Raw genomic sequence first — 14040 nt, forward strand, 5'->3', positions numbered from 1 at the left:
TTGCAAAACCAGTACACCTATGATGTAACCATGTTCCGCGAGACGTTCGAAACGCGCTTTACCTATCTGAACGGTTTTCTGCGCAACGTCTCCCGCTTCGGCAGCCGCTCCGCGCTGCATGACCCGCTTTCCGGCCGCCGCTGGACCTATGCCCAGCTCAACGCGGAAACCAACCGTCTGGCACATGCGCTGCGCGCGGACGGCGTAGGTAAAAATGATGTGGTCATGTTTACGCTGCTCAACTCGCCCGAATTTGTGTTCTGCTATCTGGCGGCGCACAAGGTCGGCGCCATCGCCTGCCCGGTCAACTACCGGCAAGGCGCAGGCGAAATCGCGCTTGTAATCGATGACAGCCGCCCCAAGGCATTTATCTATGACGCGGAATTCGGAGAGCTTTCCGGTGGCGCGCTCGAGCTGTGCGAGCATAAACCCGCCCGCGTCGTCATGGTCGATTACAAGGGCGGTGCTACAGCGCCCGCAAATCATACCCGCTATACGGATTATGTCGCCGGACAGCCCGAAACCGATCCCCCGATCGACTTTGCGCCTCATATCTATGATGAGACTACACGGCTTTACACCTCGGGCACAACCAATCGTCCCAAGGGCGTTCCTATTAACAATATCAACGAAGTGCTGTCTGCACATGACGTAATGATGCACTTCCCGCTCGGTCCGACCGACCGCACGATGAATATGACCCCGTGGTTTCATCGCGGCGGTATCCATTCGGGCGGTCCGTGCCCCACGCTGTACGCGGGCGGTGAGGTCGTGATTCTGCGCGACTTTGCACCCAAGCGCTGCCTGGAATATGCGGAAAAATATCAGATTTCCTTTCTTATCGGCGTGCCGACCATCATTGCGATGCTCGCCCGCACGCAGGAGCGCACCCCTGCCGACCTGTCCGCACTGCGTGGCATTGTGACAATGGGCGCGCCATTTGAAAAAGCCGCATGTGAAAAATACATGCAGCTTCTGACCCCCAACATCTTCAACGGCTACGGCACAACCGAAACCTTCTGGAATACCTTCCTGCGCCCATTCGACCTGCCGGATATGGCCGGCTCTGCCGGACGTTCGTGCACGGATGATGAGGTGCGGCTGGTCGCCATCCGCGAGGATGGCAGCCACGCAGAACCGGAGGAGCTCGTACCGCACGACGGCAAAACACCGGGCGAGATCATCATTTCCTCGCCCGCCAAAAGCGCGTTCTGCTACTTCAACAACCCGGAGATGACCGCCCAGAAATTCTACAAGGGCTGGCTGTACACGGGCGACGTGGGCGTATGGGACGAAAATGAGTTTGTCACCGTATCCGGCCGCAAGGACGACATGATTGTGTCCGCGGGCGAAAACATTTACCCCACCCAGATTGAAGCGGTACTCAACGAACACCCCAAGGTCGCGGAAAGCGCAGTTATCGGCGTACCGGACAAACTGCGCGGCGAAGTTGTCGCGGCCTATGTTGTTCCGTCGGATGACAGCCTGACCGTGGAAGAGCTTAAGGACTACTGTGTACACAGTCCGATGCTGTCCTCTTATAAGTGGCCCCGTGTTTACCACATTGTTAAGGAACTGCCTCATACGGCAACTGGCAAGCTGATGCACTATAAGCTGCGCCAGCAGATGCAAGAATCATAAAAAAAGACGGCTTGAGAGCACCTCAAGCCGTCTTTTTCTATTCAGGCCGCAGTTTCCTGCGGTTTTTCTGCCTGTCCGAGCAACCGGCGATAGGTCAGGTCAATCGAAAAGGCGCCGAGCGGGGCGGTAATCAGGATGGCGAGCACCGCCACGGTCAGCACAATCTGGCCGCAGCCCAATCCCATGGTCAGCGGCACCGAACCGATTGCCGCCTGTACCGTCGCCTTGGGCGTGTATGCAATCATACAGAACAGACGCTCTTTGGCGGAAAGAGGCGTGCGCAGCAGGCAAACAAATACGCCCACCATGCGGAATACCAGCGCCCCCAATACAACCAACACAGCCGCCGCGCCGGCTGCCGCCGCATATCCAATATCCACTGTTGCGCCGACCAATACGAACAGCAGCACCTCTGCCGCAACCCACAGGCGGTTATACTTGCCCGACAGCCGCGCCGCAAGCTCGGGACGGCGGCGGTTGATTGCAATGCCGCAGCTCATCACTGCGAGCAGACCGGAAAACGGCACAATGCCCTTAACTGCGTTTTCCAGCGCGACGAACAGGAACGACAGGCTAAGCAGCACCACCACCTTGACCGAATCGCGCACATGGATACGACGGTACACTGCACCAAACGCCACACCGACGGCCAGTCCAACCGCGATGCCGGTCACAATCGACACCGGAATCTGGATAAATGTCGCAGGCGAAAACGTGCCGCCCTGCGCAAGACCGGTAAACGCTGTGAACATAACGATGACGAACACATCATCCACCGATGCACCCGCCAGAATCATCTGCGGGATGCTGCGGCGCGTACCGAAGCCCAGTTCCATCAGGCGCAGCATCTTGGGTACGATTACGGCAGGCGACACCGCCGCCACCACCGCGCCCATAATCGCGGCATCCAGCAGCGAAATACCGAGCAGCCGCGGCGCAAGCGTCACCATACCCACGATTTCAAAGCACGCGGGGACAAAGCACAGCAGCACTGCCGGACGGCCCACCTTTTTCAAATCCTCCAGATTGAGCGACAGGCCCGCGCGCGTCAGGATGATGATAAGCGCCAGCTGCCGCAGGTCGGCCGATATCCCCAGAATAGACACATCGAGCAGGTCAAGCACATACGGCCCGAGCAGAATACCGGTCAGGAGCATGCCCAGCAGACTGGGCAGCCGCAGCCGTGTCACAATCCATCCCAAACTCATCCCCACCAGAAAAATCAGCGCAAGACTTGTAAGCATCGTATTTTCCTCCTTATTTCCCCTTTTGCAGGCACAAAAAAAGCTGATAACCCTGCAAAAAAACTTGCAGAAGTCATCAGCTAATCAGCGGTTTTGGCCTTGGCCACGGGAGAACTTCATTCCCTCGGATGGTATTATACCGCGCCGCCCAGCTGCTGTCAAGCTGGATTCTGTTTCATCTGCACAATTTGTGAACAAAAAGAAAATTTGTGTTTTTATACTTGACTTTATCAAGTAATAGGCTTATACTTGACAAAGTCAAGAAAGGAGTACATACAACATGGTCAATACCCTGGCATACTATTCCACAGTGTTATCCCGCAGCTTTTCGGCCTATACCGCGCATGTGCTCGAACAAATCGGGCTGAGTCAAGGGCTGCTGTACCCGCTGCTCTATGTTGGACGGCATCCGGGCTGCACACAGTCCGAACTGACCGGTGCACTCGGTCTGGACTGGGGCTACTGTCAGCGCAGCACACTGCGGCTGGTGGAGGATGGATTTTTCCTACGGGAAAAGCAGGGCCGGGCCTATCGCCTGACCCTCAGTGAAAAAGGCATGCAGGCGTTTGAAATCAGTCATCAGGTTTTTTTCGACTGGGACAATGATATGCTGCAGTCACTCAGTGAAGAAGAACGCGCGCAGCTGCTGACGCTGCTCGCCAAAGTCAAAGAAAAGGAAGCGAATATCAAGCTATGTACGAGACGATAAACAGCCCGGTAAACTACGGCGGGCTGACTCTAAAAAACCGCATTATTTTCGCCCCCACCTCAATGGGACTGCCCGAAGACGAACTAATCGCTCGCTATCGTGCCATCGCCGCGGGCGGCTGCGCAATGATCATTATCGGCGATGTGCCGGTGCTGGGGCACGGCTTCGGCCCGTCGCTCTACACCAAAAAGGGCTTTGCTCTCTATCAGCGCATTGCAGAAACCGTCCACGCCGAGGGCTGCCTGCTGTGCGCCCAGCTGCACCAGTCGGATTCCAACGTCAAAGCGATGCTCAAATACGTCCCGGGCGTGCTGACCAAGCGTATCAGCATGGCCGACCTGCGTCCGCTGCTGAACGAGCAGGTCGGGCCGTATATCACCAATCTGTCAACTCGTAAGATTCACGAAATCACTGAGGGCTTTGGCGAAGCCGCCGTGCTCGCACGCAAGGCGGGCTTCGACATGGTGCAGATTCACGGTGACCGCATGTGCGGTAGCTTCAGCTCGACCGTATACAACCACCGTACAGACGAATATGGCGGCAGTCCGGAAAATCGCGCGCGTTTCGCCATTGAGGCCGTCAAGGCGGTGCGTCGCCGCCTGCCCGATCTGCCGATCGACTACAAGCTGGCCGTGCGGCAGGAAAATCCGCACTATGGCAACGCTGGCGTATTGCAGGAGGAACTGCCTGTATTCGTCCCGCTGCTCGAGCAGGCAGGCGTGACCAGTTTTCATGTCACACTGGCAAACCACGGCGAACTGACCGACACCATTCCGCCCGCAAAGCATCCGTATTTCCACGAGGAAGGCTGCTTTCTGCCGTTCTGCGACGCAGTGCGCAAGCTGACAAAGCTCCCCATCTGCGGCGTCGGCGGATTGACACAGCCCGACTTCGTCGAGCAGCAGCTTGCCTCCGGCCGTATCGACTGTGCCGCAATGAGCCGCCAGCTGATTGCAGACCCGGACTGGCCGCGCAAGGTTTGCTCCGGCCACGCAAACGAAATTCGGCGCTGCGTGCGCTGCAATAAAAAGTGCCTCGGCGGTATGATGGCCCACCAAGGCGTACATTGCATCTATGAAAGGAAGGACAACGCATGACTTACGCAATTGTTTACAGCAGCAAGACCGGCAACACCCGACTGCTGGCCGAAACCCTGCGCGATACCCTGCCCGCCGGCGACTGCCTGTACTTCGGTACGCCGAGCGACGAAGCGCTGCACGCCGAACGCATCTATGTGGGCTTCTGGACGGACAAGGGCACCTGCGACGCGGATACCGCAGCATTTCTCTCGCGTGTGACTACGCAGCAGATTTTCCTGTTTGGTACGGCGGGCTTCGGCGGCGCACCGGCTTATTTTGACAAAATTTTGTCCGCTGCGCGGCAGAACCTGCCGGACAGTGTGACTGTGTGCGGCAGCTACATGTGTCAGGGCAAAATGCCCGCAGCCGTGCGCGCCCGCTATGAGACGATGGAGGACAGTCCCCGCCGTCAGATGATGCTGGATAACTTTGACGCTGCGTTGTCCCATCCGGACGAAGCTGACCTGTCCCATCTGCGGGACGCAGTGCTCGTCTGATACGCCCGGTACATTATCCCCATAAGAAAAAAGCCGATATGCAGATAATCTGCGCATCGGCTTTTCTTTTTATATGCTATTATGCCAGCCATTGCAGGTTTTTGTCCCCTGCCAGACTGCTCAGGCCGTAGACGAACAGAATTTCATCGGCCGGATGCTCCTTCAGCCAGTCCGAAATTGTCTGTCGTTTGAAATACCGCAGATCGATTAGATCGATTGTCCTGTATTCCTCTGCAAGAAAGGGGGCCAGCGCGTGGGCATAGGAATCCTTTACAACCAGCAGCCGCTTATCCGTATCCGCGTTGGTCTCGATGTGGATGCGTGCATGGTTGCCGCTCAGAAACACCGGATACTTGTCCGCCTCACTGAGATACTCCCGGAACAGCATCCCCTCCTGCACAACCGGTTCCTGACTGTTGCCGTCATACACTCTGGTTATTGCCCGCAGATCGGGATTTGTCCACAACTCAATCTCATCCGGCGGGGTCAGCCATAAACCGCTTTTAGAATAGGAGGTGCCGTAAAAATCCGGCACCCGTTCTACGGAAAAGGCATCGCGCATCACGGATGACTCTCTTTTTTCCCGCATCAATAACCGATAGGCACGATAGGCCCCCTCGGTCGTCCAATGATGATCGGTACGGTAATAGAGTGTTTGCGCATCCTCGGCGCCGCAAAAATCCCCCATCACATCCAGCCAGTGCAGGCTGTCGCCCGCAATCCGCCGCGCTTGCTCCAGCATGTCCGCATCTGGGTACGCCAGATGCAATGCGGGCAGTTTATCCTCCACCACCGCGCCCGATGTGGGAACGGCCATCAGGTAAACCGGTACGGACTGCGCTTGTGCAAATGCGGTAATCGCCTGCATATTATCCTGCAATATCTGCCTGTCATCTGGAAGTGGGGCAGGAAACAACCAGCCGTCCGCTCCGCTGACGATGCTGCGCACTGCGCCCCGTCCTTCCGCCTGCTCCAGATAAGCATTTGCACCGACCCATTCATCCCGTCCCGGGAAATGATCGGACAGATATTTTTCTACGTCCTGAAACACGCTGCCGTCCGCAATGCCCTCTGCACTGACAGTGGGCGGCTGCGCCAGCACACGTTTTTCATTTTCCGAAAAAGACTGGTGCGGCAGCAGCCAGAATGCTGCCTGCGTACCAATCAAAACCCCGGCAAACAGCAGCGCCACTGCACGGGGATGCCGAAATTGCATGCGTTTTGTCTCCTTTTAGAATCGAAAATACAAAAACGGATTATAGCTCTGCGCCACTAGGGCCGCACAGCTTGCGGCAAGCAGTAACAAACACCAAACCGGTGCACCCCAGCGGGCCCAACGTTCCTCTTCATGGCGCTGTACCACTCGAGCGGCCAGCGGCAGCGAGGCCAGCACCGCCACTGCAAACAGCGGCAAATAGGACAGCACCCATACCGCCGCCTGCGCGCTGATGAGACCGCCGGACAGGGAGAACATGGCGTGCAGGTAACCCGCCAGCGCCCCGAAATCCTCAATGGCAAACAGCACCCATCCCAGTACAATCAACACCATGGTCAGCACATGCCGCAGCGCGCGCGGAATGCACGCCAGCCGTGCCTCCCCTATCAGACGCTCTGCGGAAAGCAGTGCAAAATAATAAAGCCCCCACAGCACATAATTCCACGCCGCTCCATGCCACAAGCCGGTCAGCGACCAAACAATAAACAGATTGACAAATGTTCGTGCCGTCCCGCGGCGGCTGCCGCCCAGCGGGATATACACATAATCCCGGAACCAACGGCTGAGTGTGATATGCCAGCGCCGCCAAAACTCCTTGATGCTCTGTGCTGCATAGGGATAACGAAAGTTGACCGGAATATCGAACCCGAACATACCGCCAAGTCCGCGCGCCATATCCGAATAACCGGAAAAATCAAAGTAAATCTGCATGGTGAATGCAGCCGCCCCCATCCATGCTCCCAGTATGCCGATGCCGTCCGGCAGCGCACGCAGACCGTCCCATAGCTGTCCCATGGGATTGGCCAGCAGCATCTTTTTGCCAAGGCCGATCATCAGCAGACAGGAGCCGTTGGCAATTTTATTCCAGGTTTCCTCACGCCCTGCGAGCTGTCCGCACAGCTCCTCATAACGCACAATCGGCCCTGCAATCAGCTGCGGAAAGAAGGTCATATAGGTGGCAAAACAAACCGCGCTTTTCTCCGCAGGCGCGGTTTTGCGATATACGTCGATGACATAGGATACCACTTGAAAAGTGTAAAACGAGATGCCCAGCGGCAGCGGGATCGCGCCGGAAAGCAGATATCCCAGTCCGATAGTATTTAGCAGAAAGCCCGCATACTTGAACACGATTAGAAGGCCCAAATCGAGCACCAGCGCCATTATCAACCAAAGCCGCCGGAGACCAGTTTCGGCGCAGGCGGCAATGCGCCGCCCGATCAGCCAATTGACAGCTGCCGTCAACAGAATGACCGGCAGGAACCACGGCTCTCCCCAACCGTAAAACACCAGATTTGCCGCCAGCAAAAAACCATTGCGCCACCGGCGCGGAAAACAATAATATCCCACCAAAACAACGGGCAGGAAAAAAAACAAAAAAACCAAACCGGCGAAGCTCAATTCCGCACCGCCTTTACGGATTCAGCAAATCCTGCACGGCCGTTTTAGCCGCAGCATTGTCCGCTGTCACGCAAAACACAACGTAAACGCCATCCTGTTCGAGCACCGCACTTTCCAACTTGGGCACTTCCTCCGGCTTATAATCCGAGTAGCCCTTGATCCAGCTGTCTGTAAAAGTCTGCAACGCATCGGCAATGTGTTGCGCTGCATCCGTATCCGCCGCCTCGAATACCGCCAGACTCTCTGCGGTCGCACCGCTGCCGACACAGGCTGCGCTGTCCTGCACCAAATCTGTACCGACATCGTAAAACCGACAGGTGCCCGCGCTGTCCATGTCGGTCATCTGGTCGGTAAAGGTCACGCTTTCCTTCAGCTGCTGCACGGCATCTGCCGGTTTAATCTCCACCTGCTGCTTGCCGCATCCTGTCGCTGCCACACAAAGGGCGGCAGCGAGCGCTGCCGCACACCGTTTCATCTGCTGTTTCATTTTTGTTCCGCCTCCGCAATGCTCTCTTTCAAAAGTTCCGCCCATTTTTCCGTATAGTCCTTGGCAGGATGAATGCCGTCCGCCGCTGCGTCCGAGGGCAGGCAGCCGTTTGCATCCTCCAGCGCAGAAAAAGCATCCACATATACCGCGCCATTCTCCTGTGCAATTTGCTTGATCTCCGCATTGCAGGTCTGAATGGAGGCGTTATTGGTGTTGTTCTCATTTTTCTCGGACACCTCCGCCGACACCGGCGGAATTGCCGAGAGATAGATAACAGCATCCGGACAATAAGAGCGTGCCGTGTCAATCACTTTGCCGTATTCCTCAATAAAGGCATCGCGGTTGCTCCAGCCAAGCTCGTTCTCTCCAAAGAAAAAGACGATATTTGCAAAATCCTTGCCCTCAAGCAGATCGATAATCGGGGTCTCAGTATCCTCCCCCTGCAGCATCGGCTGGTCAAAAACACTGTTCACATTGAGGCCCACGCGGTAATAATATGCCGCTTTAGGCATCGCATCGTAAATATAAAAACTATCAATATATGAATTTCCAACCAGCGCGGTATCCTCATAGGCAGCCTGCTGCCCGCCCGGCGCATCGGTCAATTCCGTTCCCTCTGAAGCCTGTATCCGGCCGGAACAACCAGTCAGGCAAAGCACTGCCAAAACACCAGCCAACATGGACTGTGCCCTCATTTTCATCCGTTCCCTTCATTGCTCATTTCTTGTCGAATCTTCTGGCAAAGGATTTTATACCACAAACGTAGAACCAAAACAACAAAGGTAACAACATTGTTGTCATACTGATACCGGAATGAAACTTCCGTTTTTTCTTTCCCCACTTGGACCGCTGCACAGCCATTTTATGCGTATGATTCTTCCATTCCCAACGCATTGCATTTTACGGCTCTGCCCGCTGCTTACACGCAAAAAAGCGGCAGCCGGTTACTCGGCTGCCGCCCTCGATTCACATATCCCTTCCACACTCGCCGGCTGTCATTTCAGGATGCCCAACGCCATGTCCCGAAAGATACCCGGTCTGCCTTCCAATTCGCGGAAGGTGCCTCTTTCTACGATTTCCCCCTTATCCATCACGATAATTTCATCACAGTTTTGCAGAGTGGACAGGCGGTGGGCAATTGACAAAATCGTTGTGCCGCACTCCTCTTTCAGCTTTTCAATCTCCTGCTGAATCCATTTTTCCGATGTATTGTCCAACGCAGAGGTCGCTTCATCCAAAATCAGAATTTTGGGCTTACGTAAGAAAATACGCGCCAAAGCGATTCTCTGCCGCTGTCCGCCTGACAGATTTCGGCCACCCTCAGACAGCATAAACTGATACCCGTCCGGCATCTTCTCGATGTCGGATGCGATATTCGCTCTCCTTGCAGCCTCTTTCACCTCGTCCAGACTGACCTCCCGCTCCATACCATAACAAATATTATGATACACCGTATCCGCAATCAGGAACGGAGTCTGCGGAACGACAGCAACATGCTCCGCGATGTTCCTTCGGGAAAGCTGTGATAACGCGACGCCGCCCAAGCAGACCTCTCCGTCCGCTTGCTCCAACTTATCAATGATTTTGATGAGCGTGGATTTGCCGCAGCCGCTCGGTCCGGCGATGCCGATAAATTTCCCCGCCGGAATAGACAGGCTGATATCGTGCAAAATCGCCTGATCGTTTTTTTCGGGATAGGCAAAGTGCACATGTCGGATTTCAATTTCATTGGATGGCAAAGCAACATCCTGTGCGACCGTTTGCCCTTGATAGGAAAAGTCCAGTGGGATATCGACCATCTGAAAATAGTCCGCCGCCAGCACGGTGCACTCGGAAAATTCGTCCAAAATCCGGTGCAGCTCGCGCAGAGGCCCGGTTAGCTGGGTAAAGCACAGATATGCCGTGAGCACAGTGCCGATGGTGATAATCTGCTGCGACGCCAGCAGAACCGAGGTGCCAATTACAATCACGCTGAACACGGCCTCATTGATAAACTTCAGGCAGTCATAAAAGGCCATCGCCTTATGATGCCGCATTTCCTTTTTCCGGAGCTGCTCGGAGCAGGACTGGATGCGAGCGCTCTCGGCCTGTGCACTGTCCAGTGCACGGATGGTTTCAATGCCGCCCAGCAGCTCCACCATGGTTCCGTCCAAATCCGCCTTAGTTTCCATCAACTCAACACGAATGCCTTTTTGCGTGCTGATTTGCCGCAGCACAATAAACGTACCGATGGGAATGACCAGGACGACCAGACAGGCAACCAGAACGGGAAGCTGTAAAAAAATCGTGACAATAGCGGCTATACCGGTGGTCACAGCGGGCGCAAAGTCCATAAAAAGCAGCTTAATCAGCTTAACTGTCCCCTCCAGACTCCGGTTCAGCCTGCCGTGGATATTGCCCGTCATATGGCTGCGGAAGTAGGAAAGCGGCGCCAGCAACAGCGATGTGGCGGCTTTTTGCCGTGCATTTTTTTCCGCTTGTGTTGCCGTATCCTCCACAATTAGGCGGCGAATCACTTTAATGACCTCATTCACGACATTGACCAGCAAAATCGCAATCAGAATCGGGACAACCGACCAGAACGCAACATGCTCACCCGCCAAAACGCTGTCGGTCAGATAACCGATGGCGAGGGGCGTAAACTGACTTAAAACAGCCGAAACGCCCAATATCAGCAAAATGAAAAAGAATCCCAGTTTCTGCCGCGATGGGAGCAAATCAAAAATCTTTCTCCACATTTTTTCTGATTTCCTGCTCATAATATGCGATTCCTCTCTTATGGTGTGGATAATCGTCATTTACATAATAGCGCAATTGCGAAAGATTGAAAATACTTATTGTGGAAAATTTCGCCTGCAATGAGAGAGGACCTCCCATACTTCCGGATATGCATTCCGGCGACTGGAATGAAACCGTGCAAAAAAGCTGCTCTCGTTGTTCGAAAGCAGCTTTTATATGGGTACTTTTCGCTTACAGCATCAGCAGTGTCCCGACTACCACGCACAGCAGGCCGATACCGGCTCTTTTAGACAGCGTTTCTTTAAATACCACATAAGAAAACGCAATGGTCACCAGAATGCTGAGCTTATCTATCGGCACCACCACGCTGGCAAGACCGTCCTGCAAGGCTTTATAGTAACACAGCCAGGACGCGCCGGTCGCGATTCCCGAAAGGACAATAAAAATCAACTCTTTGCCCGGAACCTGCCTGACGGCCGTTTGTTTTCCCTTCACGAAAACCACCAACCACGCCATCAGCAGCACCACGCCGGTCCGCAGCGCCGTTCCAAGATTGGACTCCACGCCCGTGATACCGATTTTACCAAAAATCGCAGTGAGACTGGCAAAAACCGCAGACAAAACCGCGTAAATCAGCCACGAAACGCCGGTGCTCTCCGTTGTCTTTTCTTTTTTCTGAATCATGAGCAGCGTACCACCGGTAATTGCCAGCAGCCCGATCAGCTTCCATAAGCTGATCGGCTCCCGCAGCAGGATAAATGCGAGCAGCACGGTCAAAACAATGCTGCATTTATCAATGGGCACGACCTTATTGATATCCCCCAGCTGCAGCGCACGAAAATAGCACAGCCAGGATGCACCAGTCGCAAGACCGGACAAAACCAAAAAGGTCCATGTATACGCAGAAATGGCAGCAATCTGTGATGCGGAGCCCACCAAAAGCACCATCAGCCACGAGAACACAAGCACTACGATAGTGCGAATGGCCGTTGCCACATCAGAGTCGGTCTTTTGAATGCCGCATTTTGCCAAGACAGCGGTAATACCGGCAAAAAACGCAGAACCCACCGCAAAGAGAATCCACATATGTCATTCCTCCCCAGACACCATGTATATTATAGTTCTCTCTGTCCTCCAAATACAATAGCAAACCGCCTTTGTTTGCGTTCTCGCCGAAAGCCAAATCAGCCCGATGCCGTCCAGCTGCCTCTTCTACCTTCGCATGCACCGATGTGATACGTCCCATTATCCCGCCGCGCTGTGCCGTATTAAAAAACGAACGCCCGCGCATTACACCAAGGCAATGCGCAGACGCACGAAACAAATATCGCACCTGAGAGCCGGATACACAGCCTATTACGACATACGATCTTCAACGTTTTTCCCGGGAATTTTGCATTCACTCTCGATGCTGCTCCATACGGATAAGCCCCGGAATCGCCGCGACCTGCTGCTGAAAGGCGTTCATCTCCTTTTCGTGGCTGCTTGCAGGCAGCCTGACGTGAAAGCTGATAACATAGGTGTTATGCTTGGTGCGGTCAAACGCCAGATCGGTCATCGAAACAAGATGCACCTCGGATAAGTGGGTCAACTCAACCATCAGATCTCCGATATGCTCGCATTCAATCTGGAAATCCAGCTCAGTGCTGCGATTTTTGCGAATACGGTCCTGAATGCCGTCGAATGCGATCAGCGTAATAAACGACACTACCGTTCCCAGTGCAGTGAGCAGGTAATACCCCATCCCGACTGCTAGGCCCAAGCAGGCCACCACCCATACGCTGGCCGCCGTTGTCAGCCCACGAACCGTGAACCCTTCACGCAAGATTGCGCCCGCACCCAGAAAACCGATGCCGTTGATGACCTGTGCGCCCAATCGCGCCGGATCGGACGGCGAGGTGCCAAACAGCTCTATCGTCTGCACATACATGATACAGCTTGTGATCATCACCACACACGATCCGAGCGCCACCAGAATATGTGTGCGGATGCCTGCCGGATGCGAGGTGCGCGCACGCTGCGCCCCGACAAAAAAGCCCACCGCAACTGCACCCAGCAGGCGCAGCACGATATCCGCAATAGTAATCTGTCCCACAGACTGGAACACCTCCCTGTGCTGCTAGTCTCTCCCGTCCTGCCGAGGAAGTATCTGGCCGCGTCCCGAACAAATCGGAACACGGCCAGAGAAGAAGAGAGAAGATTATCAACGGTTCAAACGCCGGTGTGCGGACGCTGTGCGTTGTGGTTCAGCCCATCCAGATAGTCGACCACATCACCGATATTCTCCACAACATGGTCAGGCTGCCACACATCAGCCACCGCCGCATCCTTCTGCGCAGAGAGGAAGGAATGTATCTGAATCGCTGCACCGAAATGCAGGCGCTTCGCGCCGATTACATCACGTGAAAGCGTATCTCCTACATAGGCGCATTCCTCGGGACGCGCCTGCATCTGCCGCAGCGCGATACGAAAAATAGACGGATGCGGCTTGCGGTAACCGGTTACGCTCGAGAGCGTCACGTCGCTGAAATAATCACGGATGCCGTAACCCTCCAGCACATCAAACACCGAATACAGCGACGCGGTATTCGAAATCACGCCCAGCTTATAGCCGCGCTCCCGCAGTGTTTCCAGCATATGTTTGACGCCCGGGCGCAGCTCACGGTGATAGTACGTGACCTCCCATATACCGGCAAGCTTCTCGGCAATTTCCGCAACCTTGTGCTTGTCTATGTCGAAATCCGCCAAATAGAACTCCGGCCAAATCTCCTCAGGCTTTTTTTCCAGCTCATGGACTTCACTCCACTTTTTGTAGCGCAGAATACCGCTGTTGAGCCGATTCCAAAAGGCTACCTCTGTACAGCCCGCGTTCAAGCCGTGTTCCCGCAGCATATCCAGCAGGGTTCCTGTCACGGTCTGCACGGTCTGATCGTTGTACCAAATATCCTCGAGTGTGCCTCCCATATCAAATAAAACAGTATTGATCAAGGCTGCATCCTCCTTTTTATTGTAATGATACAGACGGGGCGC

13 protein-coding genes and 1 riboswitch are annotated in these 14040 nt (G+C 54.8%); of the genes, 4 read left to right on the top strand and 9 right to left on the bottom strand.

The window, feature by feature from the left end; translation table 11 throughout:
- On the top strand, positions 1-1641 hold the full coding sequence (locus ACESSO_RS03870; RefSeq protein ID WP_373163732.1) for a class I adenylate-forming enzyme family protein: 1641 nt from the start codon (positions 1-3) through the stop codon (positions 1639-1641).
- Between the two features lie 41 nt (positions 1642-1682).
- On the opposite strand, the gene ACESSO_RS03875 is transcribed toward ACESSO_RS03870, so the two are convergent.
- The gene (locus ACESSO_RS03875; RefSeq protein ID WP_373163733.1) at positions 1683-2885 is read right to left on the bottom strand and encodes a cation:proton antiporter; all 1203 of its coding nucleotides are present in this window, start codon (positions 2883-2885) and stop codon (positions 1683-1685) included.
- Positions 2886-2945: 60 nt separating this feature from the next.
- Positions 2946-3018, bottom strand: a riboswitch (Fluoride riboswitch).
- A gap of 147 nt (positions 3019-3165) precedes the next feature.
- Here ACESSO_RS03875 and bilQ point away from each other — a divergent pair.
- From bilQ to bilS, 3 genes are read left to right on the top strand one after another with little or no spacing between them, the layout of a single operon-like run.
- Complete coding sequence (bilQ, locus tag ACESSO_RS03880; RefSeq protein ID WP_373163734.1) at positions 3166-3594, top strand: bilirubin utilization transcriptional regulator BilQ; 429 nt, start codon at positions 3166-3168, stop codon at positions 3592-3594.
- A complete protein-coding gene (bilR, locus tag ACESSO_RS03885; RefSeq protein ID WP_373163735.1) occupies positions 3579-4691 on the top strand; it encodes a bilirubin reductase in 1113 nt (370 codons plus the stop codon). The genes bilQ and bilR overlap by 16 nt, the downstream gene beginning before the upstream one ends.
- Positions 4688-5170, top strand: a complete 483-nt coding sequence (bilS, locus tag ACESSO_RS03890; protein ID WP_373163737.1) for a flavodoxin family protein BilS — start codon at positions 4688-4690, stop codon at positions 5168-5170. The genes bilR and bilS overlap by 4 nt, the downstream gene beginning before the upstream one ends.
- A 79-nt stretch (positions 5171-5249) precedes the next feature.
- Here bilS and ACESSO_RS03895 read toward each other — a convergent pair whose 3' ends face one another.
- The 8 genes from ACESSO_RS03895 to ACESSO_RS03930 form a co-directional block, all read right to left on the bottom strand.
- Complete coding sequence (locus tag ACESSO_RS03895; protein ID WP_373163738.1) at positions 5250-6386, bottom strand: DHHW family protein; 1137 nt, start codon at positions 6384-6386, stop codon at positions 5250-5252.
- A 15-nt stretch (positions 6387-6401) separates the two neighbouring features.
- Positions 6402-7691, bottom strand: a complete 1290-nt coding sequence (locus ACESSO_RS03900) for an MBOAT family protein (RefSeq protein ID WP_373163739.1) — start codon at positions 7689-7691, stop codon at positions 6402-6404.
- Positions 7692-7797: 106 nt separating this feature from the next.
- Positions 7798-8271 carry a DUF4358 domain-containing protein gene (locus ACESSO_RS03905; protein ID WP_373163740.1) on the bottom strand — a complete coding sequence of 158 codons (474 nt, stop codon included), beginning with the start codon at positions 8269-8271 and terminating at the stop codon, positions 7798-7800.
- Complete coding sequence (locus ACESSO_RS03910; protein ID WP_373163741.1) at positions 8268-8972, bottom strand: GDSL-type esterase/lipase family protein; 705 nt, start codon at positions 8970-8972, stop codon at positions 8268-8270. Before ACESSO_RS03910 ends, ACESSO_RS03905 begins: the two co-directional genes overlap by 4 nt.
- Before the next feature lie 294 nt (positions 8973-9266).
- On the bottom strand, positions 9267-11009 hold the full coding sequence (locus ACESSO_RS03915) for an ABC transporter ATP-binding protein (protein ID WP_373163742.1): 1743 nt from the start codon (positions 11007-11009) through the stop codon (positions 9267-9269).
- A gap of 232 nt (positions 11010-11241) precedes the next feature.
- Complete coding sequence (locus ACESSO_RS03920) at positions 11242-12096, bottom strand: EamA family transporter (protein WP_373163744.1); 855 nt, start codon at positions 12094-12096, stop codon at positions 11242-11244.
- A 313-nt stretch (positions 12097-12409) separates the two neighbouring features.
- Positions 12410-13105 (bottom strand): MgtC/SapB family protein, encoded by a 696-nt coding sequence (locus ACESSO_RS03925; RefSeq protein WP_373163745.1) that lies wholly within the window; start codon positions 13103-13105, stop codon positions 12410-12412.
- Positions 13106-13221: 116 nt separating this feature from the next.
- Positions 13222-13998, bottom strand: coding sequence for an HAD family hydrolase (locus tag ACESSO_RS03930; RefSeq protein ID WP_373163746.1), 777 nt, complete (start codon positions 13996-13998; stop codon positions 13222-13224).
- Positions 13999-14040: the final 42 nt, after the last annotated feature.

It is taken from the genome of Agathobaculum sp. Marseille-P7918 (genome assembly GCF_964248325.1).
Classification (GTDB): Bacteria; Bacillota; Clostridia; order Oscillospirales; family Butyricicoccaceae; genus Agathobaculum.